At 45.3% G+C, this 25,167-nt stretch carries 27 protein-coding genes; 16 read left to right on the top strand and 11 right to left on the bottom strand.

Translation table 11 applies throughout. The features are described 5' to 3' along the window. The 13 genes from secY to F8C82_RS08610 all read left to right on the top strand — a co-directional run bounded on the left by secY (window position 1) and on the right by F8C82_RS08610 (window position 9,772). Window positions 1–1,341: a preprotein translocase subunit SecY gene (gene secY, locus F8C82_RS08670; RefSeq protein WP_151693194.1), complete on the top strand. Its 1,341-nt coding sequence runs from the start codon at window positions 1–3 to the stop codon at window positions 1,339–1,341. 3 nt (window positions 1,342–1,344) lie between these two features. Beyond that, window positions 1,345–1,560 carry a translation initiation factor IF-1 gene (gene infA, locus F8C82_RS08665; RefSeq protein WP_151693193.1) on the top strand — a complete coding sequence of 72 codons (216 nt, stop codon included), beginning with the start codon at window positions 1,345–1,347 and terminating at the stop codon, window positions 1,558–1,560. A gap of 14 nt (window positions 1,561–1,574) precedes the next feature. Then, complete coding sequence (gene ykgO, locus F8C82_RS08660) at window positions 1,575–1,691, top strand: type B 50S ribosomal protein L36 (protein ID WP_015361145.1); 117 nt, start codon at window positions 1,575–1,577, stop codon at window positions 1,689–1,691. Window positions 1,692–1,712: 21 nt separating this feature from the next. Continuing rightward, a complete protein-coding gene (rpsM, locus tag F8C82_RS08655; protein WP_151693192.1) occupies window positions 1,713–2,090 on the top strand; it encodes a 30S ribosomal protein S13 in 378 nt (125 codons plus the stop codon). Between the two features lie 13 nt (window positions 2,091–2,103). Then, entirely contained in the window at window positions 2,104–2,493 is a 390-nt protein-coding gene (gene rpsK / locus F8C82_RS08650; protein ID WP_151693191.1) for a 30S ribosomal protein S11, read from the top strand. A 24-nt stretch (window positions 2,494–2,517) separates the two neighbouring features. Continuing rightward, window positions 2,518–3,123 carry a 30S ribosomal protein S4 gene (gene rpsD / locus F8C82_RS08645; RefSeq protein ID WP_151693190.1) on the top strand — a complete coding sequence of 202 codons (606 nt, stop codon included), beginning with the start codon at window positions 2,518–2,520 and terminating at the stop codon, window positions 3,121–3,123. 22 nt (window positions 3,124–3,145) lie between these two features. Next, the gene (locus F8C82_RS08640; protein WP_151693189.1) at window positions 3,146–4,138 is read left to right on the top strand and encodes a DNA-directed RNA polymerase subunit alpha; all 993 of its coding nucleotides are present in this window, start codon (window positions 3,146–3,148) and stop codon (window positions 4,136–4,138) included. Between the two features lie 6 nt (window positions 4,139–4,144). Then, window positions 4,145–4,669, top strand: a complete 525-nt coding sequence (rplQ, locus tag F8C82_RS08635) for a 50S ribosomal protein L17 (RefSeq protein ID WP_151693188.1) — start codon at window positions 4,145–4,147, stop codon at window positions 4,667–4,669. Between the two features lie 101 nt (window positions 4,670–4,770). After that, complete coding sequence (gene carA, locus F8C82_RS08630; RefSeq protein WP_151693187.1) at window positions 4,771–5,883, top strand: glutamine-hydrolyzing carbamoyl-phosphate synthase small subunit; 1,113 nt, start codon at window positions 4,771–4,773, stop codon at window positions 5,881–5,883. A gap of 12 nt (window positions 5,884–5,895) precedes the next feature. Further along, window positions 5,896–7,185 (top strand): phosphopyruvate hydratase, encoded by a 1,290-nt coding sequence (eno, locus tag F8C82_RS08625; RefSeq protein ID WP_151693186.1) that lies wholly within the window; start codon window positions 5,896–5,898, stop codon window positions 7,183–7,185. A 9-nt stretch (window positions 7,186–7,194) separates the two neighbouring features. Beyond that, window positions 7,195–8,499, top strand: a complete 1,305-nt coding sequence (locus F8C82_RS08620; RefSeq protein ID WP_151693185.1) for a citrate (Si)-synthase, eukaryotic — start codon at window positions 7,195–7,197, stop codon at window positions 8,497–8,499. Between the two features lie 162 nt (window positions 8,500–8,661). After that, the gene (locus F8C82_RS08615; protein WP_151693184.1) at window positions 8,662–9,174 is read left to right on the top strand and encodes a hypothetical protein; all 513 of its coding nucleotides are present in this window, start codon (window positions 8,662–8,664) and stop codon (window positions 9,172–9,174) included. A gap of 79 nt (window positions 9,175–9,253) precedes the next feature. Further along, window positions 9,254–9,772 carry a hypothetical protein gene (locus F8C82_RS08610; protein ID WP_170266204.1) on the top strand — a complete coding sequence of 173 codons (519 nt, stop codon included), beginning with the start codon at window positions 9,254–9,256 and terminating at the stop codon, window positions 9,770–9,772. Between the two features lie 11 nt (window positions 9,773–9,783). On the opposite strand, the gene hisIE is transcribed toward F8C82_RS08610, so the two are convergent. The 9 genes from hisIE to F8C82_RS08565 form a co-directional block, all read right to left on the bottom strand. Next, window positions 9,784–10,371 carry a bifunctional phosphoribosyl-AMP cyclohydrolase/phosphoribosyl-ATP diphosphatase HisIE gene (gene hisIE, locus F8C82_RS08605; RefSeq protein WP_151693182.1) on the bottom strand — a complete coding sequence of 196 codons (588 nt, stop codon included), beginning with the start codon at window positions 10,369–10,371 and terminating at the stop codon, window positions 9,784–9,786. Then, entirely contained in the window at window positions 10,368–11,123 is a 756-nt protein-coding gene (gene hisF / locus F8C82_RS08600; RefSeq protein ID WP_151693181.1) for an imidazole glycerol phosphate synthase subunit HisF, read from the bottom strand. Before hisF ends, hisIE begins: the two co-directional genes overlap by 4 nt. Next, window positions 11,117–11,830, bottom strand: coding sequence for a 1-(5-phosphoribosyl)-5-[(5-phosphoribosylamino)methylideneamino]imidazole-4-carboxamide isomerase (hisA, locus tag F8C82_RS08595; RefSeq protein ID WP_151693180.1), 714 nt, complete (start codon window positions 11,828–11,830; stop codon window positions 11,117–11,119). Before hisA ends, hisF begins: the two co-directional genes overlap by 7 nt. Continuing rightward, window positions 11,827–12,405 carry an imidazole glycerol phosphate synthase subunit HisH gene (gene hisH, locus F8C82_RS08590; protein ID WP_151693179.1) on the bottom strand — a complete coding sequence of 193 codons (579 nt, stop codon included), beginning with the start codon at window positions 12,403–12,405 and terminating at the stop codon, window positions 11,827–11,829. Before hisH ends, hisA begins: the two co-directional genes overlap by 4 nt. Beyond that, window positions 12,402–13,493, bottom strand: coding sequence for a bifunctional histidinol-phosphatase/imidazoleglycerol-phosphate dehydratase HisB (hisB, locus tag F8C82_RS08585; protein WP_151693178.1), 1,092 nt, complete (start codon window positions 13,491–13,493; stop codon window positions 12,402–12,404). Before hisB ends, hisH begins: the two co-directional genes overlap by 4 nt. After that, the gene (hisC, locus tag F8C82_RS08580; protein ID WP_151693177.1) at window positions 13,490–14,518 is read right to left on the bottom strand and encodes a histidinol-phosphate transaminase; all 1,029 of its coding nucleotides are present in this window, start codon (window positions 14,516–14,518) and stop codon (window positions 13,490–13,492) included. The genes hisB and hisC overlap by 4 nt, the downstream gene beginning before the upstream one ends. After that, window positions 14,511–15,800, bottom strand: coding sequence for a histidinol dehydrogenase (hisD, locus tag F8C82_RS08575; protein ID WP_151693176.1), 1,290 nt, complete (start codon window positions 15,798–15,800; stop codon window positions 14,511–14,513). The genes hisC and hisD overlap by 8 nt, the downstream gene beginning before the upstream one ends. Continuing rightward, a complete protein-coding gene (hisG, locus tag F8C82_RS08570) occupies window positions 15,800–16,657 on the bottom strand; it encodes an ATP phosphoribosyltransferase (RefSeq protein ID WP_151693175.1) in 858 nt (285 codons plus the stop codon). Before hisG ends, hisD begins: the two co-directional genes overlap by 1 nt. 270 nt (window positions 16,658–16,927) lie before the next feature. Beyond that, window positions 16,928–17,800, bottom strand: coding sequence for a hypothetical protein (locus tag F8C82_RS08565; RefSeq protein WP_151693174.1), 873 nt, complete (start codon window positions 17,798–17,800; stop codon window positions 16,928–16,930). A 280-nt stretch (window positions 17,801–18,080) separates the two neighbouring features. Here F8C82_RS08565 and rpsA point away from each other — a divergent pair, with 280 nt between their 5' ends. Beyond that, entirely contained in the window at window positions 18,081–19,970 is a 1,890-nt protein-coding gene (gene rpsA, locus F8C82_RS08560) for a 30S ribosomal protein S1 (protein WP_151693173.1), read from the top strand. 82 nt (window positions 19,971–20,052) lie between these two features. Here the strand turns inward: rpsA and F8C82_RS08555 are convergent, their stop codons facing one another. Together F8C82_RS08555 and F8C82_RS08550 are read right to left on the bottom strand one after the other, a co-directional pair. Beyond that, window positions 20,053–21,084, bottom strand: a complete 1,032-nt coding sequence (locus tag F8C82_RS08555; protein WP_151693172.1) for an LIC11966 family surface protein — start codon at window positions 21,082–21,084, stop codon at window positions 20,053–20,055. A 1-nt stretch (window position 21,085) separates the two neighbouring features. After that, window positions 21,086–23,146 (bottom strand): carboxy terminal-processing peptidase, encoded by a 2,061-nt coding sequence (locus F8C82_RS08550; RefSeq protein ID WP_170266203.1) that lies wholly within the window; start codon window positions 23,144–23,146, stop codon window positions 21,086–21,088. Between the two features lie 108 nt (window positions 23,147–23,254). Between F8C82_RS08550 and F8C82_RS08545 the strand changes: the two genes are divergently transcribed. After that, window positions 23,255–24,346, top strand: a complete 1,092-nt coding sequence (locus F8C82_RS08545; protein WP_151693170.1) for a Nif3-like dinuclear metal center hexameric protein — start codon at window positions 23,255–23,257, stop codon at window positions 24,344–24,346. A gap of 5 nt (window positions 24,347–24,351) precedes the next feature. Further along, window positions 24,352–25,146 carry a zinc ribbon domain-containing protein gene (locus F8C82_RS08540; RefSeq protein ID WP_151693169.1) on the top strand — a complete coding sequence of 265 codons (795 nt, stop codon included), beginning with the start codon at window positions 24,352–24,354 and terminating at the stop codon, window positions 25,144–25,146. Window positions 25,147–25,167: the final 21 nt, after the last annotated feature.

Below are 25,167 nucleotides of genomic sequence, written 5' to 3'. Positions count from 1 at the left end.
ATGAAAAACTTCATCGAAACGCTGAGAAATATTTGGAGAATCAAAGAGTTGAGAGAGAAGATTCTCCTCACTCTTGGTTTACTCTTAGTATACCGTGTAGGGTCTAACGTGCCACTACCAGGAATCGACATCGCAAGTCTAGAAGGATTGAAGGATCAAGCAGCCGGAGGTCTTATGGGATTGCTAGATGCCTTTACCGGTGGTGCATTTTCAAATGCATCAATCCTCGGATTGGGTATTATGCCTTACATCTCAGCTTCGATCGTAATCCAACTATTGGGTCTTGCGGTTCCTGCTATTCAGAAGCTTCAAAAGGACGGCGAGAGCGGCCGTACTAAATTGACGCAGATGACTCGCTACCTGACTATCGCCATTTGTGCGGCTCAGGCACCGGCGTACATCGCTAACCTTGGTATGCAAAATGTGGGCTACACGCTTCCACAGAACCTCTTCTGGGTTCTTTCTATTGCTACCTTGATTGCAGGTACCATCTTTGCCATGTGGTTGGGTGAACGTATTACCGATAAAGGTATCGGAAATGGTATCTCCCTATTGATTATGGTGGGTATCATTGCTAACCTACCTCAAGCATTCATGCAAGAGTTGGTTGCTAAAGTTGAACAAGATTCAGGTGGCTGGGTAGTATTCATCCTTGAGATGGCCGCTATCTACCTTGTAATCATGTTTGCTATCGCTCTCACACAAGCAGTTCGAAAAGTGCCTTTGCAGTATGCAAAACGCACCGCGGCAGGTGGAGCAGTAGCAGGCCGTCCTCTTGGACGTGATTATTTGCCACTCCGAGTGAATGCAGCCGGTGTAATGCCGATCATCTTCGCTCAAGCCATCATGTTCATTCCTATTTCAGTGGCTTCCTTCAATCAGTCGGAAAGCATGTCTTGGGTACGCAACTTCTTCGGAGATATTCAAGGTGTTTGGTATAACCTTACCTTTGCGCTCTTGATTATTCTCTTTACATATTTCTATACAGCAATTCAGGTTAACACCAACAACATTGCTGACGATTTGAAAAGAAACGGTGGTTTCGTACCGGGCGTTAAGCCAGGGCGGTCTACTGCCGAATACCTTGACGAGATATTGAGTCGTATCACCTTGCCAGGTGCATTCCTTCTAGCAGTTCTAGCAATTTTGCCAGCAATTGCAATGATGACAGGTATGACGCAGCAATGGGCTCAGTTCTACGGAGGTACTTCTCTCTTGATTATTGTAGGTGTGGTATTGGATACCCTCATGCAAATTGAGAGCTACTTGTTAAACCGTCACTACGATGGTTTGATGAAAACGGGTCGTTTGAAAGGGCGTTCAACTGCTAATGCAATCTAAGTAATGGCTAAGCAAGGAGCAATTGAACAGGACGGAACCATCACAGAAGCATTGTCGAATGCGATGTTCCGCGTAGAACTAGAGAACGGCCACGTAGTGACTGCACATATTTCCGGAAAGATGAGAATGCACTACATCAAACTTCTTCCGGGAGACAGAGTTAAGCTCGAATTGAGCCCATACGATTTGACCAAAGGACGTATCGTATATCGATACTAAAACAGACCAGAGCGATGAAAGTAAGAGCCTCTATCAAAAAGAGAAGCGCGGACTGCAAGATTGTACGCCGCAAAGGCCGCTTGTACGTGATCAACAAAAAGAACCCGAAGTTTAAACAACGTCAGGGTTAAAAGAATTAATTCAAAGGAATTATGGCGAGAATTGCTGGTATTGACTTACCAAAGAACAAGCGAGGCGAGATCGGCTTGACCTATATCTTCGGCATTGGCCGTAGCCGCGCACGTGAAATCCTTACCCAAGCGGGTGTAGATTTTGACACTAAAGTGCAGGATTGGAATGACGATCAGCTTACTGCGATCCGCACCGTTATCTCAGATGGATACAAGGTGGAAGGCGAACTTCGTTCAGAGGTACAGCTTAACATCAAGCGTTTGATGGACATCGGAGCGATCCGCGGTATCCGTCACCGTCTAGGTTTACCACTACGTGGACAACGTACGAAGAATAACTCTCGTACTCGTAAGGGTAAGCGTAAGACTGTTGCAAATAAGAAGAAGGCTACGAAATAATAAGTAGGGAGTCATGGCAAAGTCAACAAAGAGCGTAAAGAAGAGAAAAGTGAAAGTGGACCCGGTAGGGGAAGCTCACATCAGCGCTACTTTCAACAACATCATTATTTCTCTAACCAATACTACTGGTCAAGTGATCTCTTGGTCATCAGCTGGTAAGATGGGCTTTAGAGGATCTAAGAAGAACACTCCTTACGCTGCTCAAACTGCTGCTGAGGATTGCGCAGGTCGCGCAATGGAAGCCGGCCTTAAGAAGGTAAAGGTTTATGTGAAAGGTCCAGGTAATGGTCGCGAGAGCGCTATCCGTTCACTTCACAACGCCGGTATCGAAGTTACTGAGATCGTAGATATCACTCCGATCCCACACAACGGATGCCGCCCTCCGAAACGCAGAAGAGTATAATCGAACTAGAAAAAGACCAACGAAATGGCAAGATATAGAGGTCCCGTTACCAAGATCGCACGTCGATTTGGCGAGCCGATTTTCGGCCCGGACAGCGCTTACGAAAAGCGTCAATATCCTCCTGGACAGCACGGTTTCGCACGCAAGCGTGGTAAGAAATCAGAATACGCGGTTCAATTGGCAGAAAAGCAAAAAGCGAAGTACACTTACGGTATTCTAGAGCGTCAATTCCGCAACTTGTTCGAGAAAGCTTCTCGTTCTAAGGGAATTACCGGTGAAGTGTTGTTGCAATACTGTGAGTCTCGATTGGACAACGTAGTATTCCGCATGGGAATCGCTCCAACTCGTCGTGCTGCACGTCAGTTGGTGGGTCACCGTCACATTCTAGTGAACGGCGATATCGTTAACATTCCTAGCTTCAGCGTGAAGCCTGGAGATAAGATCTCCGTTCGTGAAAAATCTAAATCACTAGAGGTTATTCAAAACACGGTTTCTAGCCGCAGAAATGACTTTGAGTGGATCGAGTTTAACGACAATACATTGACTGGTACATTTGTTAGTGTTCCTCAGCGCGAAATGATCCCTGAGAACATTAAGGAGCAGTTGATCGTAGAATTGTACTCGAAGTAATCACATTAATCCCATCGTGCATATGGCCATCCTCAATTTCCAGAAGCCCGACAAGGTAATTATGAATTCATCGACCGAAACTGAAGGTCAATTCGAATTCCGTCCTCTTGAACCGGGTTATGGACTTACCATCGGAAACGCGTTGCGCCGCGTCCTCCTGTCCTCTCTTGAGGGCTTTGCCTTCACGTCAGTGAAGATTAGCGGAGTAGAGCACGAATTCTCAACAATCAAAGGAGTTGTTGAGGATGTTACCGAGATCATTTTGAACTTGAAGCAGGTTCGCTTTAAGCGTCAAATTGAAGAGCAAGAGAGCGAAACTGTTAAGGTAACTCTTACAGGTAAAGACGTTCTTACTGCCGGTGATATCGCCGGGTCTATCAGCGCTTTCCAAGTGTTGAACCCTGACTTGGTAATCTGTCACATGGAGCCAAGCGTGAAACTTGAGATTGAATTGACAATCGAAAAAGGTCGCGGTTACGTTCCAGCTGAAGAGAACAAAAAGTCGGATGCAGCGATGGGTACTATTGCTATCGATGCTATCTATACTCCGATTAAGAACGTTCGTTACAGTATCGAAAACTTCCGTGTAGAACAGAAGACTGACTACGAAAAGCTTCTTATCGAGATTACGACTGACGGTTCAATTCATCCTAAAGATGCGTTGACTGACGCTTCAAACATCTTGATCCACCACTTTATGTTGTTCAGCGATGAGCGCATTACTTTGGAAGACCAAGAGAGCAAAGAAACTGATACATACGACGAGGAAATCCTCCACATGCGTCAGCTCTTGAAGACGAAGTTGACTGACCTTGATTTGTCAGTTCGTGCATTGAACTGTTTGAAAGCAGCTGAAGTTGAGACTTTGGGTGACCTAGTGACTTACACTAAGGCTGACCTTATGAAGTTCCGCAACTTCGGTAAGAAGTCTCTCACTGAACTTGATGAGCTTGTACACAACAAGGGCCTAGAGTTCGGTATGGACATCACAAAGTATAAATTGGACAAGGAGTAAGTAGAAATGAGACACGGTAAGAAATTCAATCACCTGGGCAGAAAGTCGGCTCACCGTAAGGCGATGCTATCAAACATGGCTTGCTCGTTGATCGAACACAAGCGCATTAACACCACCGTGGCGAAGGCACGTGAACTTAAGAAGTTCGTTGAGCCTTTGATCACTCGTTCTAAAGAAGATAGCACTCACAACCGTCGTGTTGTATTCCGTTACCTTCAAGATAAGAACGCTGTTACTGAACTTTTCCGCGAAGTGAGCGTGAAAGTAGGTGACCGTCCTGGTGGATACACTCGTATCATTAAAACGGGTAACCGTCTTGGTGATAATGCCGATATGGCAATGATCGAGTTGGTGGACTTTAACGAACTATACACGAACGAAAAGTCAACTTCATCTAAGAAGAAGTCTACTCGTCGTGCTGGTAAGAAAGTTGAAGCAGCTCCTGCAGCTGAAGAAGCACCAGCTAAAGAAGTTGAAAACTCAGCAGACGTTGATACCAACGAAGCTGGTGAAGAAGCAAAAGGTGAGTGATCATCCTATGACTTTAGCATAACTGAAAAAGGATAAGACGCCTGTCTTATCCTTTTTTTTTGCAATCTAAGAACGTAACTTACACAAAAAGAGCAGATTCCATGGCATACGAACACCGTAAACCAGCAATTCTCCTTCTTGAAGACGGAACCGTTTTTTACGGACGATCTACTGGATTGGATGGTACAGCATGGGGTGAAATTTGTTTTAACACGGGTATGACCGGCTATCAAGAGATCTTTACAGATCCTAGTTATTTCGGTCAATTGATGGTTACCGCTACTGCGCATATCGGTAATTATGGAACCTTTGAAGAGGAGGTGGAAAGCGACGGCGTGAAGATTGCAGGCTTGATCTGTAAGAACTTCTCTACTCATCAAAGTCGCCCAGCTGCTGATCATACGTTGTATGATTACTTTAAGGCCAATAACAAGGTGGCCATTTGTGATGTGGATACTCGCGCATTGGTACGTCACATCCGCGATAGCGGGGCAATGAATGCGATTATTTCTACAGAGATTACCCAAATCGACGACCTTAAAGCGGAGTTGGCCAAAGTTCCTAGCATGGAAGGTCTAGAGCTCTCTTCTAAAGTGAGTACTACAGAACCATTTGTGTATGGTGACGAGAATGCTCCGTTCAAAGTGGCTGCCCTCGATTTGGGAATCAAGAAGAATATCCTTCGCAACCTCGCAGAACGCGGATGTCAAGTTCACGTTTACCCTTGGAATACACCAGCGTCTACTCTCCTTGCATTAAATGCAGATGGATTGTTCTTGTCGAATGGTCCGGGTGACCCAGCTGCGATGCCAGGTGTGGTGGACGAAGTGAAGAAATTGATCGAATCAGGTTTACCCATCTTTGGTATCTGTCTCGGTCATCAAATGATCTCATTGGCATCTGGTCTGAGCACTTATAAGATGCACAATGGTCACCGCGGGATTAACCATCCTATCAAAAATATCCTTACCGGAAACGGTGAAATCACATCTCAGAACCACGGCTTTGCTGTGAAGATGGAAGATGTGGAAGCTTCGGAGATTGTGGAATTGACCCATGTCCACCTCAACGATGGTACCGTAGCAGGAATTCGACGAACTGATGTTCCAGTTTTCTCTGTACAATATCACCCAGAAGCAGGGCCAGGTCCGCACGATGCACGATATTTGTTTGACCAATTTGTTGACAATATGAAGTCGGCGGTTAACGCCTAAAAAAACCAAAACATGCCTTACATTACTTCTATTCACGCCCGTCAAATCCTTGATTCAAGAGGCAATCCGACTGTTGAAGTTGACGTACTTACTGATGCAGGTGCATTGGGAAGAGCGGCAGTTCCTTCTGGAGCTTCAACAGGGGTGCACGAGGCGGTTGAATTGCGCGATGGCGACAAGAATTCCTATATGGGGAAAGGTGTCCTTCGTGCAATTGAAAATGTAAACAACGCTATTGCCGAGGAATTGGTAGGTTACCCAATCGAAGATCAAGCGGGTATTGACGCTGCGATGATTGAACTCGATGGAACCGAGAACAAGGCAAATCTTGGAGCAAACGCTATGTTGGCCGTTTCTCTGGCGGTTGCGAAAGCGGCAGCACAAGAGAAAGGACAAACTCTTTTCAACTACGTTGGAGGGGTGAATGCCCGCCAGCTTCCTGTTCCTATGATGAACATTTTGAATGGGGGAGAGCACGCCGATAATGCTATCGATTTCCAAGAGTTTATGGTGATGCCTTTCGGAGCTTCTTCATTTAGCGAAGGACTCAGAATGGGTACTGAAATCTTCCACCACCTAAAAGCTGTATTGAAAGAAAAAGGATACAGCACCAACGTAGGTGATGAAGGTGGATTCGCACCAAACATTCAATCGAACGAAGAAGCCATTGAAACGGTATTGATCGCTATTGAAAGAGCGGGATACAAGGCCGGTGAAGACGTTTGGATTGCAATGGACGCCGCTATTTCTGAGTTGTACGACAAAGAGCGCGGTGTATATGTATTCAAGGAAAGCGATGGTCGTGAAATGACAAGCGATCAAGTGGTAGAATACTGGACAGAGTGGGTGAATAAGTATCCTATTATTTCTATTGAAGATGGTCTTGATGAAGACGATTGGGAAGGATGGGAAAAGCTCACGGCTGCTATTGGCGACCGAGTACAGTTGGTTGGAGATGACCTTTTTGTAACCAACGAGAAAAGAGTTGCCCGTGGTATTGAACAAGGTGTTGCAAATAGCGTTCTAGTTAAGGTGAACCAAATTGGAACCTTGACCGAAACCATCAATACCGTCACTTTAGCTCAGAACAATGGCTACACGTGTGTGATGAGTCACCGTTCAGGAGAAACAGAAGATAGTACTATTGCAGATCTTGCTGTAGCCTTGAATACGGGACAAATCAAAACAGGTTCTGCTTCGCGTTCTGACCGTATGGCTAAGTACAATCAACTTCTTCGCATTGAAGAGATGCTTGGCGATACAGCAATTTATCAAGGAAAGAACTTTAAGTACATTAAATAATAGCTCGACATGGATCGTATCAAAGAACATTTTCAATCAAAAGTTGCAGACGCACAAAAAGAAGTTCGTGACTTCGTCGCTGAACACGGTGATGAAGTAATTGGTGAGATCAAAGTGTCGCAGCTTTATCAAGGTATGCGCGGTATGCCTGCCCTTATCTGTGAGACTTCTAAGCTCGATCCAGAAGAGGGTATCCGTTTCCGCGGTTATTCTATCCCTGAACTACAAGAAAAGCTTCCTAAAATGCCAGGTGGCAAAGAGCCTCTTCCAGAAGGTATCTTCCACCTGATGTTGATGAATGAAGTTCCAGATGATGAGCAAGTTCGTCGCTTGAGCAACAACTGGGCTCGTCGTTCTATCGTTCCTCCTCACGTATTCAAAGTGATTGATTCACTTCCTCAAAGTGCTCACCCAATGACTCAGTTCGTTGCTGGTATCATGGCACTTCGTACGGAAAGTGAATTCTCTCGTGCTTACCGCGCAGGTATCCACAAGAGTGAATACTGGATGCCGAACTACGAGGATGCAATGAACCTTATCGCACGCCTTCCGCGTGTGGCTGCATATATCTATCGTCGCGTTTACCACAATGGCGAGCACATCGAACCAGATCCGAAGTTGGACTGGGCCGGTAACTTTGCTCACATGCTAGGCTTCGATAACGAGGAGTTCAAAGAGTTGATGCGTTTGTACATGACCATCCACTCAGATCACGAAGGCGGTAACGTTTCTGCACACGCTGTGAAGCTTGTAGGTTCTGCACTCAGTGATGCTTATTTGAGCTTCTCTGCGGGAATGAACGGTTTGGCAGGTCCACTTCATGGATTGGCTAACCAAGAGGTAATTCGCTGGACTCTCGCTATGCGCGATGAGTTGGGTGGAGGACTTCCTTCTAAAGAGCAAATTGCAAACTACGTACGCAAGACGCTTGCCGATGGTAAAGTGATTCCAGGATTTGGTCACGCTGTATTGCGCAAAACCGACCCACGTTACGAAGCACAACGCAAGTTCGCTTTGGAACACATGCCACATGACGAGATGTTCTTGATTGTGAGCCGTATTTACGAAGTGGTTCCAGAGATTCTTAGCTCTACAGGTAAGATCAAGAACCCTTGGCCAAACGTGGATGCACACTCTGGTCAGTTGTTGATGCATTACGGTTTGACAGAGTACGATTTCTACACTGTATTGTTCGGTGTTTCTCGTGCACTAGGAACCATGGCGAACTTGATTTGGGACCGTGCACTTGGTTTCCCAATCGAGCGTCCAGGTTCTACAACCACTGCACTTTTGAAAGACAAATTCGGTAAGTAATTTTCGAATTAGACATATTAGAAACCCTTCGATGAAAGTCGAGGGGTTTTTTTGTGCTGTTCAGCTTTCTGGAAGTGGATTGATAAACAGAACTTGAAGCACTAGATATTTGAACGTAACATCTCAAGTTGTACTTTCAAGATTCAATTCAACTCTCTTTCAATGAAAAACTTTATCCTAACAGGGTTACTTCTGATTTCGACTTTTCCGCTTTATTCTCAAGATTTCGATTTTGAATTGGAACCGAATTTTGAAACTACGGCAGATGTTACGGCAGCAACGGAGAACTATCTTACTGCTGCCAAATGGTTAATTAGCTCTCCTCATGATCCAGACAATTCTGATTGGAAGAAAGTGGGCGCTTATACCTTAGCTTGGATTTCGGCTACCGATTCGTTTGGAGTTACTCTTTCGCAAGAGATGCTGTCTTTCTCAGAGGACAATTCATCTTTACTTTTGATCTTCACTGCTGCTTGGGGAATTCATGCTTTGGAGAACCCGGAAGACTTAGATGATCCCGCTGCATGCTGTTTTGCTGCGATTACGGTAGTATTAGACTATGCAGAATCCAATGAGAGTAGCCTTGAGAATTCTCGTAGCTTGCGCAAACTTCAACGTTTGCAGCGCAAAGGCGAATTGGAGGAATGGGCTGTGGATGTAATTCCCAAGAGGTAGCTTCAACCACATCACTCTATGGGATGATGGGAAGAGGTGAGGTTAAAGAGATGTCTCCTACAATTTTGTAATTATGAAGATGAAGTCCATTCTCCTGTATGCATTTAGCCTAGTGTCCATGAACATTATGGCGCAACCGGATATTGAAGATATTGTGATCCGGAATGCCGAAGATGCTCATGATGAATTGGAAACCGTAGAAGAGTGTGCAGATTGGATTCTGACCAGCTCTTACAACCCGAATGATCCCACTTGGGACCAAATGAGTGGCTTTATTCTCAACTGGGCGCGGCATACCAATGAATTTCCCATTCGAATGCGCACAGAGCTTACGGGCTTCATGAAGAAGAATCCCGTTCTGATGAGCGTGTACTTGGCGGGGTGGATTCGATTTGCCATCCATCATCCTGAGGCTAGAGGGAATGAATTGAATTGCACCGATGCCGCACTTACTTCATGCGTTCAATTTTATTCTACCCATAAGGAACAGCTAAAGACAGACCCCACTTTGGATCAACTGGTGGATGTAAGTGATCAAGGTGAACTCATCCTTTGGATTTCCAAGGAGCTTCGTGAGCTCGATTCCAGAAGTCGATAGTCGCAAAAGCCTTACTTAGACCTTGCACGGAGAACCGTTTCAATGTCGCCCAAGGTAAATCCTTTCGCTTTGAGCAGTACAATCAAGTGATAGGTGAGATCAGCCACTTCGTTTAAGAAGAGCTCGTCGTTGTTGTCTTTTGCCTCAATAACCACTTCCACTGCTTCTTCTCCCACTTTCTGAGCCACTTTGTTGATTCCTCGTTCAAAAAGAGAATAGGTATAGGAATCTTTTTCACATTGGTCAATTCTTTGGGTGATGGTCTTCTCTAATTGATAGATATACCCCTTTGCGCTGCGGTCTGCAAAGCAGGATTCGGTGCCCATGTGACAAGTAGGACCCAATGGGGTAACCGAGATGAGCAGACAATCGGAATCACAGTCTTCTGTCATGCTCACAACGGTTAACTGATTGCCAGAGGTTTCACCTTTGGTCCAAAGCCTGTTTTTGGATCTGCTGTAAAAGGTGACGATTCCTTCCTCTGCAGTTTTTTGATAGGCTTCTGCGTTCATGTAGCCAAGCATGAGCACTTTAGACGTTGTGTTGTTTTGGATGATAACGGGTATCAAGCCATCACCTTTCTTGAAGTTGAGATTCATCGTATGGGAATATTGTAGTTCTTTAATGTTGATTTCAGATTGGGAACTGGCAAGATGCCAAAGTGGAAAACACTGGCGGCCAGCCCTCCTGTGGCTTCAGTTTTTGTGAAGAGTTCCACGAAGTGTTCTGCACTTCCAGCTCCTCCGGAGGCAATGATGGGTATATTGACACCATCGCATACAGCACGAGTTAACTCCACTTCAAATCCTTTTTTGGTTCCATCACTACTCATAGAGGTGAGGAGAATTTCACCCGCTCCCAATCGTTCTACTTCTGATGCCCAATCTATGGTTAGAAGAGAAGTGGCCCTTTTTCCTCCGTGGGTATACACTCTCCAGTTCTCATCTTCGTCATAATTGGTGTCGATGGCAACCACGACACACTGTGAGCCGAATTTTTTGGACAATTCTCGAATCAACTGGGGATTTGCAACCGCCGCAGAGTTAATCGAAACTTTATCCGCTCCCGCAGCCAATAAAAGCCGAACATCTTCAACCGTATTGATTCCACCGCCCACTGTGAAGGGGATGTGAACCTCACTAGCCACACGCTCTACCATAGTCAGCAATGTTTTTCGCTTTTCGTTGGTTGCCGTGATGTCCAAAAAGACTAACTCGTCCGCCCCTTCCAAAGCATAACGTTGCGCCAATTCTACAGGGTCTCCAGCATCCGTCAGATCGTTGAAGTTGACCCCTTTTACGGTTCTCCCACTCTTGATGTCCAAGCAAGGAATAATTCTTTTCTTCAACATAATTCTCTTAGATCTTTTAAGCGAATCTTCCCTTCATAGAGGGCTTTGCCTACAATAGCACCAAAACAACCCAAGTTCGAAAGAGCCATTATATCCGAAAGGGATGAGATGCCCCCACTGGCAATGAGGTCGACGTTGGTTTGTTGGAGAATTTTCGCGTAGATATCCATAGATGGACCTGCCATCATTCCGTCCTTAGAAATGTCCGTACAGATACAAGACTGTATTCCTTCGTTCTCATAGTCGAGAATAAAGGGGAGGAGTTCGAGGGAAGATGTTTCATTCCAACCGCTGGTGGCAATTCTTCCATTTTTGAAATCTGCCCCGAGAATCATTTTGGAAGGACCATAGTGTTCTAACCAACGCAATGTCGTTTCGCGGTCTAGGGCAGCAATGCTTCCTAAGGTGACTTGAGTGGCACCGCTATTCAATGCGATCTGGATGTCCGCATCAGATTTGATTCCTCCTCCAAAATCCACAATGAGACGGGTACGGGTGGCAATTTGCTCCAATGTGCGTTGGTTGACAATCTTTTGGGAAGCTGCGCCGTCTAGGTCTACCACGTGCACATGCTGTATCCCATTGGCTTCTAGTTCTAATGCCACTTCCAAGGGCGATTGGTTGTAAACAGTTGGTTTGCCATAATCTCCTTGAGTAAGCCGAACACACTTTCCGTTTAGAATATCAATAGCAGGAATGATTTTCATAATTCGATGAAGTTTTTCAAAAGTTGCATACCTACATCTCCTGATTTTTCAGGGTGAAATTGGGTCGCGTAGAAATTGTTTTTGTTGATGGCCGCACTAAAAGGCTCGATGTAATCACAGGTTGCTATCGTATACGGACTGACATCGGCCTTGTAGCTGTGTACGAAGTAGAAATCATCAGACTCTGTGATGCCGGTGAATAATGGGCTCTGAAAGTTGGACATTGTATTCCAGCCCATGTGAGGAACTCTTTGAGAAGGAGGGAAGTGACGTACAACAATCGGGAAGATGCCTAATCCACGGGTGTCTCCTTCTTCGGAGTAGTCACACATGAGTTGCATTCCCAAACAGATTCCCAGAACGGGTTGTGTAAGTGTGGGTAGCAGCTTGTCGATGCCCGTGTCTTTAAGCACTTTCATCGCGGAGCGGGCTTCGCCTACACCTGGGAAAATCACTTTGCTAGCTGTCTGCAACTCTTGAAGTGAGCTCGTGATCGTACAGGTGTAGCCTAGTCGAGATAAGGCGTTCTCCACCGACCGGGTATTCCCCGCATTGTAGTTGATAATGGCAATCATAATTGTCCTTTTGTGCTGGGAATTCCCAAGTTGCTATCTACCGTCTTAGCCATTTTAATCGCCTTTGCAAAGGCCTTGAAAATCGATTCGATCTTGTGGTGTTCGTTTTCTCCAATTGCCTCAATGTTCAAGTTACATTTGGCGGTGTCTGAGAATGATTTGAAGAAGTGATAGAACATTTCGGTTGGCATCTTGCCGACAAACTCTCGTTTGAATTCAGCCTTCCACACTAACCAGGGTCTTCCCCCGAAATCAACCGCTACCGTCGTCAAGCAATCGTCCATGGGCAAGGTGAATCCATAGCGTTCAATGCCTTTCTTTTGGCCCAAAGCACGATCAAATGCTTCTCCTAAAGCGAGGGCCACGTCCTCAATGGTGTGGTGCTCGTCTACTTCCAAGTCTCCTTTGCACTGAAGGTCTATATCCATCATCCCATGCTTGGCCACTTGCTCTAACATGTGATCGTAGAATGCAATTCCCGTGTTGATCTTGCTCTTTCCAGATCCATCGAGATTCAATGAAAGATCAATTTGTGTTTCCGCTGTCCTCCGACTCACTTTGGCGGATCGGGGTATTTTCTTTAGATAGTGATATATCTCTCTCCAAGAAGTAGTGACAAGGTCCGCCTCAGCACTTTCATCACTTCCGATTAGAATTGCTCTCGAACCTAGGTTCTTAGCCAATTGTAGATCCGTGTATCGATCGCCAATCACATAGGATTTACTCAGGTCGTACTCGCCATAGATATAGGCATTCAATAGTCCCGTTTTAGGCTTTCTAGTGGGGGCTTGATCTTCCGGGAAAGAGCGGTCAATGAGAACTTCGTCAAAGCTCACGCCTTCTCCTTTAAACGTCTGGATGATTTTATCTTGAGCTGGCCAGAAGGTGTCTTCAGGAAATGATGAAGTCCCAAGTCCATCTTGATTGGTTACCATGACGAGCTCGTATTCGAGTTCTTCGGCGATGGCGGAAAGCCAACGCAAGGCACCGGGGTAGAATTCCAGTTTCTCTAGGCTGTCGAGTTGTTTGTCGATGGGAGGCTCTACCACCAGCGTACCATCTCTATCAATAAACAAGACCTGTTTCATGATTCTAATTTTTGAAGGGTTTCAATCAGTCTGGTGTTTTCTTCCTGACTACCTATGGTGATTCGAAGCGTGTTCTTCACGAGTGATGATCTGTCGCGAACAATTACTTTTTCTGCCATCAGATGCTTGAAAATTTCCTGGGCATTATTGAATTCAACTAAGATGAAATTGGCTTGAGAGGGATAGATCTTCACTACGGACCCCAAGGCTGCTAGCGATTGTTCCACTCTAGTTTTTTCCGATTTGATTCGAGCCACTCTTTCCCTTTGTTGAGTTGGGTTTTGTAAAGCATGGATGGCGGCTTCCTGATTGAGTCCGCTTACATTGTAGGGAGGTTTTACCCGATTCATCCAATCGGCAATGACGGGCGATGTAAAGGCCAATCCTACTCGAGCGTTTGCCAACCCCCAAGCTTTGCTCAAAGTTTGAAGCACGATCAAGTTTTCGAATTCATCCAACCGAGAAATCCAGGAATTCTCATTCGCAAAATCGATGTAGGCTTCATCAATCACAACAAGGAGGTTTGTATTGAGAATTCGTTCCATCCATTTTGAACTCAATAGGTTTCCCGTTGGGTTGTTGGGAGAACACATGAAAACTGCTTTGATGCGGTCTTCGCTTTGGATGAGATCAAGAGTGGATTCGTCGATGTCGAACTCCGTGTTCAGCGGTAGCTCTATCAGTTTTACATCATGAATGGCTGCGGTTACTGCGTACATTCCATAGGAAGGAGAAATAGCAGCTACCACATCGGTTCTGGGTTCACAGAATGTCCGGAAGATCAAATCAATGATCTCATCGCTTCCATTTCCAACGACGATTTGATTTTCTGAAACGCCACGTTGCACTGCGAGTTGTTCTTTCAGGAGCTTCTGCATTGGATCTGGATACCGATTGTAGTCTCCAAAAGGGCTTTCATTTGCGTCTAGATAAACGTCAGCATCTCCTGCGAACTCATCTCTGGCGCTGGAATATGGTGTGAGTTTGGCAATGGCAGGTCGGACCCACCGTGATACATCAATCATTTTGTACGTCTTTTAATCGGATGGAAACGGCGCGTTTGTGGGCGAGTAATCCTTCGGCTTCAGCCATTATTTCAATGGCTGGACCAATATTTTGAATGCCTTCACGAGACAGTTCTTGGTAGGTGATATACTTGGTGAAACTGTCTACCGATACCCCACTGTAGGCTTTGGCAAATCCGTTCGTTGGCAGAGTGTGATTTGTTCCGCTTGCATAGTCTCCAGCGCTTTCACAACTGTAGTTGCCCAGGAATACGGAGCCTGCATTCACTACTTTTTCAGCGTAGGCCGAAGCTTTCTCTACGGCTAGTATGAGGTGTTCTGGAGCGTAGATATTGCTGAATTGCATGCAATCGTCCAATGTGCGTAGAAGTATACCCCGACTATTATCTAGCGCTTTCATGGCCGTTTCTGATCTTGGCAGTTCCATCACTTGGCGTTCAACCTCACAAAGTGTTTCATTGAGTACTTCATCTGAAGTGGACAGAAGTATCACTTGACTATCTGGACCGTGCTCCGCTTGAGAGAGGAGGTCGGCGGCTACATACGAGGGTACTGAAGATTCATCGGCGATGATCAAGACTTCGCTTGGTCCGGCAGGCATGTCGATGGCCGTTCCTCGAACAGAAACCAGCTCCTTTGCTTTTGTGACATATTGATTTCCCGGCCCGAATATCTTATTCACCTTAGGGATGGTTTCTGTGCCTATAGCCATTGCTGCTATGGCTTGTGCTCCGCCTACTTTGAAAATTTGCTGAATACCTAGGATAGAAGCAGCATAGAGAATGGCGGAATTGATGGTTCCGCTGGCATTCGGTGGAGTACACAGGATCAGATTTTGACATCCTGCTAGTTTAGCGGGTATACCGAGCATGAGAATGGTTGAAAAGAGGGGGGCGCTCCCACCGGGAATGTAGAGTCCTACGGTTTCCATTCCCACTCCTTTTCGCCAGCAGGTTACGCCTTTGGAGGTGGTGATGTATTCAACGGGACGAATCTGTCTACTGTGAAAGGTGGTTAGATTTGAAATAGCAAGGTCGATGCTTTTCTTCAAGTCTTCGGAAATGGAACCTTTTGCTTCTTCTATTTCTGATGAAGAAACGGCCAGATTCTTCAAATTGGCACCCTCCAATAGTGCGCTCAATTCTATGAGTGCTTTATCTCCGCGTGCTTCAACCATGGCAATGATTTCCGAAACGCGTTCCGTCAGCGATTCAGTTGAGTAGGAAGGACGAGTACAGAGCGCATCCCACTCTTTTCTTTTCGGGTTGATTAACTTTTGCATTACAAGACCATTTTATCAATGGGAACAATGAGAATGTCTTCAGCTCCAGCGCGCTTCAATTCATCGATGACATCCCAAAACTTTTGTTCGTCAATTACCGAGTGCAGAGAACTCCAACCCGGTTCAGAAAGGGGGAGGACCGTTGGAGATCTAAGGACAGGAAGAATGGAACTGACAGCGGCTATCTTCTCGTTGGGGACGTTGAGCAAGATGTATTTTGAGTTTTTTGCGCGTTGAACGGCCTTGATTCTAAACAAGAGCTTGTCTAGGATTTCTTTAGCCGTTTCAGTGATGATAGGTGCACAGGCTAGAACCGCTTCAGAAGTGGCCACGGTTTCAATTTCCTTTAGATTATTCTTAAAGAGAGTAGATCCAGAGCTCACCAAATCACAAATGCCATCTGCCAGACCAATGTTTGGCGCAATTTCCACCGATCCAGAAATTTCGTGGATTTCAGCAACAACATTCTTAGACCGCAAATAGGCAGAGGTTGTGTTGGGGTAAGAGGTCGCGATCTTTCTACCTTCAAAATAGGTTACTTCAGAACCGACTGCACTTTTTGGGATGGCGAGCGATAGCCGACATCTGGCGAATCCCAGTCTTTCTACCACGCGAACGTTGGAGCCTGATTCCACCAAGAGGTTTTTGCCAATGATTCCAACATCCACAACTCCATCTTCTAGATACTGAGGGATGTCGGAGTTCCGCAAATAGAAAATCTCCAGCGGGAAGTTGGGTGTGGTGACCTTCAGCTGATCGGTGCCATTGTCTACGGCAATTCCACAACTGCGGAGAAGCCTTAGGGAGTCTTCATTTAATCTGCCACTCTTTTGGATGGCAATTTTCAGGGTGTTCATGAAAGTTTAGAAAATGTCTGAACAACCCGAATCGGAAATAAAAAAACCCGTCTGATTGCTCAGACGGGTTGATGAAAAATATTGTGGAGGTCAATACATATCATTCTCACCTCGCCTGATGGCAAGTATGAAAATGATGATGATGGTTTTGACTAAAAGACATTTCTCTATGTTGTGAAGTGCAAATGTATGAATTGATTTGAGAATTCAAATTTGAGTTCGATGAGGCACGTTTTGCGGTATGTTGAGGGAAAATGTTCGCAACAGCTTCTAGTCTTGTACGAAGGAAGATTGGATCAATTCGAATGTTTCACCCTTCCATTGGTAGGAGCAATTGCATCTGTAGAACGTATCGTAATCTGCGGTGTTTGCATGTTCATACAGTTGTTGTTCTTCTCGATTTAGGGGACAAATCACTTCTTGGAAGAGATCATTTAAGTGATAGTTGATAGAGAGAATTTTAGTGTTAGCATCATAGCTCACCCCTTCATTGAAGCTTCTTGCTATCACGTGTAGGTTCAGTTCATAAACGAATGAAGCGCTGTCAATGCGTACAAGATCAACATAGGATTCAAAGCAAGTATTGCAACCCATAACTTCTCCCTTAAGTAAGTACTTAGTTCCTGAAGTGGATTCCAATTGGTGAATGGCGGTATATCCATCCGTTGGGCCTTCCGAAAGAATCTGATATCCATCTGAAAATTCCGAAGGTCGAAAGATGAGTAGACTCATTCTGGAGCGATAAGATCCTCCTGTTTTTTCATCTAAGTTGAAGCTCACCAGATTTTGATCGGGAGAGGAGGCGACTTGTAATGAAGAAGCGAAGGCCTTAGTCATTTCCAATTGACCAAACTCATCCAAGGCGACAAGCGATGTCAGGTTCTCAAAAATCCATTCATGGTAGTAATAGATGAGGTTTATCGTCTCCACGCTGTCAGATAAGCTTTCGAAATCGGCTTCTAGTTCATCCATGTGGCGAGGAGAAATATGCAATGAATCGAGCGGGTAGAAGGCCACCCATGGACTCAGCCTTTCATAGTCAGTGATTAAGTAATTCGTTTCCTCCAGAAGCTCATCAAATGTAGCCTGAGCGAAGGAATAGATTGGCGAGATGATTAGCAGAAAGGCTGCAAATTTTATCATAGGGGAAGAGGGATGTTTCTCGGGCGCTTCATTCAATTTTAAGGCGGCCTGTGAAGGCAAGCATCAATTTAGGAAGAAGCGGAATCATAAAACACTAATCTTCAATCAAAATGCACAAATAAAGATACTTGTTGATGCTAGAAATTCTCCTTACATTTGCGTCCCTTTTTCGAAGGTCTTGGATAAGTGTGGAAGAGGGTGATTTTCAATTAAATGTAAAACGTCTCCAGAGGTTTGCCTTAAATCTTATCAACGCTGGATACAAATCATCTTAGGCCGCATGGCAGAAGAAAACAACAAAGCCGCTGAAGCAAAAGCTGCAGCAGCGGAAGAAAAAGCAACAGCAGCTGCAGAAGTAGCTGAGGTTGAGACTGAAGAGACTGAGGAAGAGGTAGATCTTACCCCAGTTCAAGAGACCGAATTTGATTGGGAAGCTTACGAGAGCGGAACAACCAAGCGCGGTTCTGCGTACGAAGAGCTTGCTCAGATGTACGAAGATACTCTTGGTTCATCAGTTGAGCACCAAGTAGTAAATGGTAAAGTGGTTACGATCACTGACCGTGATGCTATCATCGACATCGCTTCTAAATCAGAAGGTGTTGTATCCTTGAACGAGTTCCGTTACAATCCTGACCTTAAGGTTGGTGATGACGTAGAAGTACTCGTTGACAAGCAAGAAGACAAGTATGGTCAGCTTGTATTGTCTCACCGTAAGGCTCGTGCTATCAAGGCTTGGGACCGCGTGAATGAGGCTTACGAAGCTGAAGAAGTAGTAAACGGTTACGTGAAGTGTCGTACGAAAGGCGGTATGATCGTAGACGTATTCGGACTAGAGGCGTTCTTGCCAGGTTCACAAATTGATGTGAAGCCTATCCGTGACTACGACGCATACGTAGATAAAACCATGGAATTCAAGATCGTTAAGATCAACCAAGAATTCAAGAACGTGGTTGTTTCTCACAAAGCTCTTATCGAGGCTGACCTTGAAGAACAGAAGAGAAAAATTATTTCTCAGCTTGAAAAAGGTCAAGTACTTGAAGGTGTGGTTAAGAACATCACTTCTTACGGTGTGTTCATCGACCTTGGTGGTGTTGACGGTTTGGTACACATCACTGACCTTTCTTGGAGCCGTATCAATCACCCATCTGAAGTGGTTGAACTCGACGAGAAACTCAACGTTGTTATCCTTGACTTTGATGAAGCTAAGACTCGTATCCAATTGGGTATTAAGCAACTTGCTGCTCATCCTTGGGATGCACTTAACGAAAACCTATCGGTTGGAGATAAAGTGAAAGGTAAAGTTGTTGTTCTAGCTGATTACGGTGCATTCGTAGAAGTTCAGCCAGGTGTTGAAGGTTTGATCCACGTATCAGAAATGAGCTGGAGTACTCACCTTCGTTCTGCGCAAGACTTCGTGAAAGTAGGTGATGAAGTAGAAGCTGTTATCTTGACATTGGATCGCGAAGATCGCAAGATGTCACTTGGTATGAAGCAACTCACTCCAGATCCATGGGCTGATATTCAGACCAAGTACCCACAAGGAAGCCAGCACAAAGGTATCGTTCGCAACTTCACTAACTTCGGCGTATTCGTTGAATTGGAGGAAGGTATTGACGGATTGATCCACATCTCTGACCTTTCTTGGACTAAGAAAATCAAGCACCCAAGTGAATTCACTAGCATTGGTGCTGAGCTTGAAGTTAAAGTTCTTGAGGTTGACCTCGAAAACCGTCGCTTGAGCCTTGGTCACAAGCAAGTTCAAGAGAACCCTTGGGACAACTATTCTGCAGTATTCACTGTAGGTAGCGTTCACGAAGGAAATGTGACTGAAGTATTCGACAAAGGTGTGAACGTTATGTTCGAAACATTCGGAGTTGAAGGTTTCTGCCCAGGTCGTCACGCTCACAAAGAAGACGGTTCTCCAATCAAGGTTGGTGACAAGCTCGACTTCAAAGTGATTGAGTTCAGCAAAGATGCTCGTCGTATCGTAGTTTCACACACTCAACTTTACAAAGAAGTTGCAGGTGGAGCTGAAGATCACGCTGAAGCAACGGATGCTAAACCAGCTCGCGCAACAGCGAAGAAAGCAACTCAAAACGTAGAGAAAACTACATTGGGTGACCTTGACGCTCTTGCACAATTGAAGAAAGACATGGAAGACGGAGAATAATCTCCCTTTCCTCTTCAAATAAAAAAACCCCCGTCAGAAATGACGGGGGTTTTGTTTTTAGTGATTAGAGGAAGACTGCTATTTATGCGTGGTCATCAAAGAAGTCTTCTACTTTGTCTTCCCATGCTTCCATGGTTTCTTCTCTGCGTTCATTCACGCGCTCATTGGTTTCATTGAACTTTGGAACCATAGCGTTGAACTCTTCCACGGCTGCGTTAAACTCTTCAATTTCGTCTTTGGAGAGGTCGCGCTGATCCTTAGAGTCGATGGTTTGCTTCAACTGCTCGAAGTTGTCTTTCGCTACAAAGAAGTCCACCAAATTCGGCATCTCCTTTTCTACTTCGTTGATGTAGAAGTTCAGCACACGACGTGCGCCAAGAATGAGCTGTGGATCGCTGTCTTCGTGATATGGACTCATGGTGTCTAGAATCACCAATCCTTCTTCAGCGGCAGCCTTCAAGGCCTGTGAGCTTTGTTCAAGACTAAGTAGATCGTTGTTATTTAGTGCATCAATGGTGTATTGCTCTTGAATCTGCGCCTTAAATACGATCAAGAATACGCGGTTGTAATACCCCAAGGCATCGCTGGCCTTCTTTATGCGACGATCGCGGCGACTCATTTCACCATCTACCAAATTGATGTTGTACTTGGTAGCAAAAGCCTCTTGTGCGTCTTGGTAAATTCCAAAAGCGCTATCCAGTTTCTCAGAAGCAATTTCTTGTGCTGTCAAGTAGGCCTCCATGCCGTCGTACGATTGCTCGGCGATTTCTTCCAAGTTCATGATCTCGCCATAATCTTCGCGCATCACAATTTGCGTTAAGCGGAGGTAGCTCAGTACTTCCACACGGTATGAGTTATCGCGCTTAAGTGGTCCTAAACGATCAATTTCTCGAATGACTTCACCGAGTTCTTCAATCACAGCCTGACGCTTTCTCTCCAAAGTGCGGGCACTTCTTCCACGCGTGGCAGCTTTGAGATAACTCCAGGTTTCCCCTTTCATCTCATCCACGTGTTCAGAGATGGTGTTCATGTACTCAAGAGCCTCTTGAGTGGTTTGTGCGAAAAGCGTACTTCCAAAAGAGAGAAGTAGCGAAAGCGCAATGGTAATTCTCATGTTAGTTGGTATTTAATAATAAGTAGTCGTTTAGAATTTGATACGTTTCAGCAATCCAAGGATCATTTGAAATACTTCGAATATTCCTCTCATTTTCGTCTTCGTTCACCGACGTAAAGCGCATGGTGTAGCGAGCAGGAGCAACGCTGTATGGAAGGTTTTCAGAAAGATGGATGAAGAACTCTTCTCTGTCAGTGGTGTCCATATAAGACTGGTAGAAGGCTTCATAGTTGAGTGGAACAGACTTGTCCTTTTTCTCTTCCTGTTCTTCCGAAAGGACAGCTATGTATTGAGTCCAATCGCTGTCGTTTTGAATGCGTCGCGTACTGAGTTCCTTTAAAGCCTCTATAGGGAGTGGATCTGCTGGAAAGTAGTATGTCTTCTTCGTTACCGGTTCAAAACTCAATGCCGAAGGATAGGATGATTCATTGAAGCGAGTGCCACTGTATTGCGAAGGAAGGGCAATGTCAGGTTGAACGCCCTCGCCTTGATGTGTTTGCCCCGTCACGCGATAAAAGGATGCAAAAGTGATTTTGATGACATACGGGTCCGTCTCAACGGTATTGCCATTTTCATTGCGGATTGTAAGCGGTAGGATGCGCTGAGCCGTAGATTTTCCAAATGTCGAATTTCCTACAATGATCGCTCGGTTTCTATCCTGCATGGCTGCCGCGAACAATTCCGATGCTGATGCACTGTACTCGTTCACGAGAATAACCATGGGTTTGTCGAATAGAACTCCACGGTCCATGTCTTTCAATGTTTCAAGCTGATCTAGGACCGAAGTGGATAGGATGGAAAGAGCTCCGTAATTGATGAAAATTCCCGATAATCGAATGGCCTCTTCCATGGAGCCTCCACCGTTGTCTCGCAGGTCGAGGATGAGTCCTTCTACACCTTCGCGCTTCAGTTGAATGAGAGCCTTGCCCACATCGGTGGCACATCCAGAATTTCCTTCCCCTTCATAGAAAGAGGGTAAATAGAGGTATCCCAGTTTCCGCTCTCCTTCCAAGAGGTAACTTTGGATGATATTGCTTTGTACTTCTACAATGGATTGTCTCAATGTGACATGAACCTCATCACCGCTCTTTTTCCTGAGGTGAAAGGTGGCTTCTCCCGAATCGCTCGTTTCGATTAATGCCTGCACATCAGCAGTAGACATACAGGTAAAGTCCGTTGGTTTTACTCCTTTCGCCCCCGTTCCAATAATGATGTCACCCGTATTGATGTCATTCGAATTCCAAGCGGGGCTACCTGGTAGAATGTTGTAAATCTCAATTTCACCCGCCTCGTTTCGGTAGACCTCTATGCCATAAGTCATGGTGTTTTTTGACAACTGCGTGGCAAACTGTTTGAAGTCGGCCATCGAATACAAGGTGGTGTGTGGGTCAAATGCGTGAGCGACAGATTTTAGAAATTTATCTGTAATGTATTGATCGATGGCGCCGTAGCTGTTGATCGTGTTTTCGAATCGGCAAATCATGTTTTGGCCGACTTGATACTTCCACTTATCGATTTCTTCAGCCGAAGGGGTTCTTTCCAAATCGGTGGAATCTCGAGCTCCAATAATGGCAAATAGCACATTCATCTTGAAATAGGACTTCCAATAGGACTTCCAATTTTGATTAGTCAATTCCTCTTTGTCGAAGGTTCGGTACACATCATTCCCAGAAAAAGAGATCGGGCTTTTACTGGTCTCGTCGAGTAGTTGAGCAAGTGCAGAGAACCGACTCTTATAGGTGTCGATACTAAGGCTGATGAAGTCGCAGGTTTTCTCTCCGCCTAATCCCGCCGTGTATTTATATACTTCAAGTTTCTCTAAATCAGAGCTAGTGAAGAATTGTTGGCCTGAGTTGATGGATGAGATGAATTCTTCGTAAACCAATTCGGAAAAGTTCGAATCAATATCTCTAGGGGCGTAGTGAGAAGTTTGGGCGGCGACAATGATATCGTCTGCAATGTGACAATTAGCAACATCTTGGCCTTTTACGATCGTCGTGAAGAAGGAAAAAACAAGGAGGAAAGGAAAGAGAGTCCTTGTAGTTGAGTAGGGAGCGTTCATGTTTGAGAGTATAACGGGAGGGCAAGATATTAAAGTCCGCGTTTTGCTGCAAGACATGAGATGAGGTCGCTTTCTGCATAGTCGGTCATCTTGCCGTATCTTCGTTTTATGAGAGTAAAAGACATCACTCAATTTTTAGATAGTATGGCTCCGCCGGCTTACCAGGAGTCGTATGACAACAGTGGACTCCTAGTAGGTGACGCGAACGCAGAGATAGAATCGGCCATCATAAGTTTGGATGTAACAGAGGAAGTAGTGCGCGAAGCGATTGAAAAAGGAGCGGGTCTCATTGTGTCTCATCATCCCATCATTTTTGGTGGACTGAAACGATTGACGGGAAAGAATTATGTGGAGCGAACGGTTATGCTCGCTATTCGACATGGGATTGCGCTTTATGCTATTCACACCAACTTGGACAATGTATCTCACGGGGTTAATGCCAAATTGTGCGAAGTGCTAGGCTTGGAGAATACGAGAATCTTGGCTCCTAAAGCTGGGATATTGCGAAAGTTGGTCACCTTCGTTCCAAAATCCCACACCGAAGAAGTGGTCTCTGCATTATTTGCTGCTGGCGCTGGTCATGTTGGGGCTTATGATCAATGTTCCTTCCGATCAGAGGGTGTGGGAACGTTTAGGGGAGGTGAGGGCACTGATCCCTTCGTTGGAGTTCCCGGAGAGCGACACGAAGAAATCGAAGAGCGGGTTGAAGTCATCTTGCCGGTTGATCGAACCAAAACGGTACTGGCTGCATTGTTTGAAGCGCACCCCTACGAAGAAGTCGCCTGGGATCTGTTTCAGCTCGAGAATGAGCTACTCGAAGTAGGAAGTGGCATGATCGGGACTCTTCCTAAAGAAATGTCTACTGAGGCGTTCCTAGCTCATCTCAAGAAAAGTGTGGGTGGTGTAGTTCGATTTACTCGTCCCGTTTCGGATACCGTAAAGACCATTGCGGTATGTGGGGGATCAGGAAGCTTTTTATTGAAGAATGCCATAGCGGCAAAGGCCGATGTTTTTGTTACGGCCGACTATAAATACCATCAATTTTTTGATGCGGAAGATCGAATTGTCATCGCAGACATCGGACACTTTGAATCCGAACAGTTTACGATTGATCTGTTATATGATGCAGTTCATGAAAAATTCCCTAATTTTGCCACCTTTCAGACGGCAGTCAAAACGAACCCCATTTTATATCTATAGGCTATATGGCAAAGACGAAAGAATTGACGGTCGAAGACAAGCTTCGCGCTTTGTACGATCTTCAGATTATCGATCGCAGAATTGACGAGATCCGCAACCTTCGCGGTGAATTGCCATTGGAAGTTGAAGATCTTGAAGACGAAATTGCTGGTCTTGAGACTCGTGTTGAGAAAACTTCTGCAGAAGTAAAGGAACTCGAAGACGAAATCAAGGATCGCAAGATCACGATCAAGAACGCCACGGAAAAAATCAAGAAGTACGAGGAGCAGCAAAAGAATGTTCGCAACAACCGCGAGTTCGATGCTATCTCTAAGGAAATTGAATTCCAAGAATTGGAAATTCAACTTTCTAATAAGCGAATCAAGGAATTTGAAGCCAAGATCGCTAACAAGAAGGAAATCAAGTCGGGCACTGATGCTAAACTCGCTGAGCGCAAGAATCACCTTGAGTTCAAGAAAGGTGAGTTGGACAGTATCATGAACGAAACTCAGAAAGAGGAAGAGGTTCTTCTTCAGAAATCAGAAGAGTACGGAAAGCAAATTGAAGAGCGTCTTTACACAGCTTATCGTCGCATCCGTGAGAAGACTTTGAACGGTCTTGCGGTTGTTTCTATTGAGCGTGGCGCTTCTGCCGGCTCATTCTTCGTGATTCCACCACAACGTCAGCTTGAAATTGCACAGCGCAAGAAGATCATCACCGATGAGCACAGCGGACGTATTCTCGTTGACCCAGAATTGGCTCGTGAAGAAGAAGAGCGCATGGGGAAAATGATTGAAGATATCTTGGCGAAGGCTAAGTAATCATAGATTATCTGACTAATT

It is taken from the genome of Phaeocystidibacter marisrubri (assembly GCF_008933165.1).
GTDB classification, from domain to species: Bacteria; Bacteroidota; Bacteroidia; order Flavobacteriales; family Schleiferiaceae; genus Phaeocystidibacter; species Phaeocystidibacter marisrubri.
This window is presented reverse-complemented; position numbering and strand designations above follow the sequence as displayed.

Bases quoted from the DNA above. Each gene is read 5' to 3' on its own strand.
- secY (WP_151693194.1), top strand. From the start codon at position 1: ATGAAAAACTTCATCGAAACGCTGAGAAATATTTGGAGAATCAAAGAG.
- infA (WP_151693193.1), top strand. From the start codon at position 1,345: ATGGCTAAGCAAGGAGCAATTGAACAGGACGGAACCATCACAGAAGCA.
- ykgO (WP_015361145.1), top strand. From the start codon at position 1,575: ATGAAAGTAAGAGCCTCTATCAAAAAGAGAAGCGCGGACTGCAAGATT.
- rpsM (WP_151693192.1), top strand. From the start codon at position 1,713: ATGGCGAGAATTGCTGGTATTGACTTACCAAAGAACAAGCGAGGCGAG.
- rpsK (WP_151693191.1), top strand. From the start codon at position 2,104: ATGGCAAAGTCAACAAAGAGCGTAAAGAAGAGAAAAGTGAAAGTGGAC.
- rpsD (WP_151693190.1), top strand. From the start codon at position 2,518: ATGGCAAGATATAGAGGTCCCGTTACCAAGATCGCACGTCGATTTGGC.
- F8C82_RS08640 (WP_151693189.1), top strand. From the start codon at position 3,146: ATGGCCATCCTCAATTTCCAGAAGCCCGACAAGGTAATTATGAATTCA.
- rplQ (WP_151693188.1), top strand. From the start codon at position 4,145: ATGAGACACGGTAAGAAATTCAATCACCTGGGCAGAAAGTCGGCTCAC.
- carA (WP_151693187.1), top strand. From the start codon at position 4,771: ATGGCATACGAACACCGTAAACCAGCAATTCTCCTTCTTGAAGACGGA.
- eno (WP_151693186.1), top strand. From the start codon at position 5,896: ATGCCTTACATTACTTCTATTCACGCCCGTCAAATCCTTGATTCAAGA.
- F8C82_RS08620 (WP_151693185.1), top strand. From the start codon at position 7,195: ATGGATCGTATCAAAGAACATTTTCAATCAAAAGTTGCAGACGCACAA.
- F8C82_RS08615 (WP_151693184.1), top strand. From the start codon at position 8,662: ATGAAAAACTTTATCCTAACAGGGTTACTTCTGATTTCGACTTTTCCG.
- F8C82_RS08610 (WP_170266204.1), top strand. From the start codon at position 9,254: ATGAAGTCCATTCTCCTGTATGCATTTAGCCTAGTGTCCATGAACATT.
- hisIE (WP_151693182.1), bottom strand. From the start codon at position 10,371: ATGAATCTCAACTTCAAGAAAGGTGATGGCTTGATACCCGTTATCATC.
- hisF (WP_151693181.1), bottom strand. From the start codon at position 11,123: ATGTTGAAGAAAAGAATTATTCCTTGCTTGGACATCAAGAGTGGGAGA.
- hisA (WP_151693180.1), bottom strand. From the start codon at position 11,830: ATGAAAATCATTCCTGCTATTGATATTCTAAACGGAAAGTGTGTTCGG.
- hisH (WP_151693179.1), bottom strand. From the start codon at position 12,405: ATGATTGCCATTATCAACTACAATGCGGGGAATACCCGGTCGGTGGAG.
- hisB (WP_151693178.1), bottom strand. From the start codon at position 13,493: ATGAAACAGGTCTTGTTTATTGATAGAGATGGTACGCTGGTGGTAGAG.
- hisC (WP_151693177.1), bottom strand. From the start codon at position 14,518: ATGATTGATGTATCACGGTGGGTCCGACCTGCCATTGCCAAACTCACA.
- hisD (WP_151693176.1), bottom strand. From the start codon at position 15,800: ATGCAAAAGTTAATCAACCCGAAAAGAAAAGAGTGGGATGCGCTCTGT.
- hisG (WP_151693175.1), bottom strand. From the start codon at position 16,657: ATGAACACCCTGAAAATTGCCATCCAAAAGAGTGGCAGATTAAATGAA.
- F8C82_RS08565 (WP_151693174.1), bottom strand. From the start codon at position 17,800: ATGATAAAATTTGCAGCCTTTCTGCTAATCATCTCGCCAATCTATTCC.
- rpsA (WP_151693173.1), top strand. From the start codon at position 18,081: ATGGCAGAAGAAAACAACAAAGCCGCTGAAGCAAAAGCTGCAGCAGCG.
- F8C82_RS08555 (WP_151693172.1), bottom strand. From the start codon at position 21,084: ATGAGAATTACCATTGCGCTTTCGCTACTTCTCTCTTTTGGAAGTACG.
- F8C82_RS08550 (WP_170266203.1), bottom strand. From the start codon at position 23,146: ATGAACGCTCCCTACTCAACTACAAGGACTCTCTTTCCTTTCCTCCTT.
- F8C82_RS08545 (WP_151693170.1), top strand. From the start codon at position 23,255: ATGAGAGTAAAAGACATCACTCAATTTTTAGATAGTATGGCTCCGCCG.
- F8C82_RS08540 (WP_151693169.1), top strand. From the start codon at position 24,352: ATGGCAAAGACGAAAGAATTGACGGTCGAAGACAAGCTTCGCGCTTTG.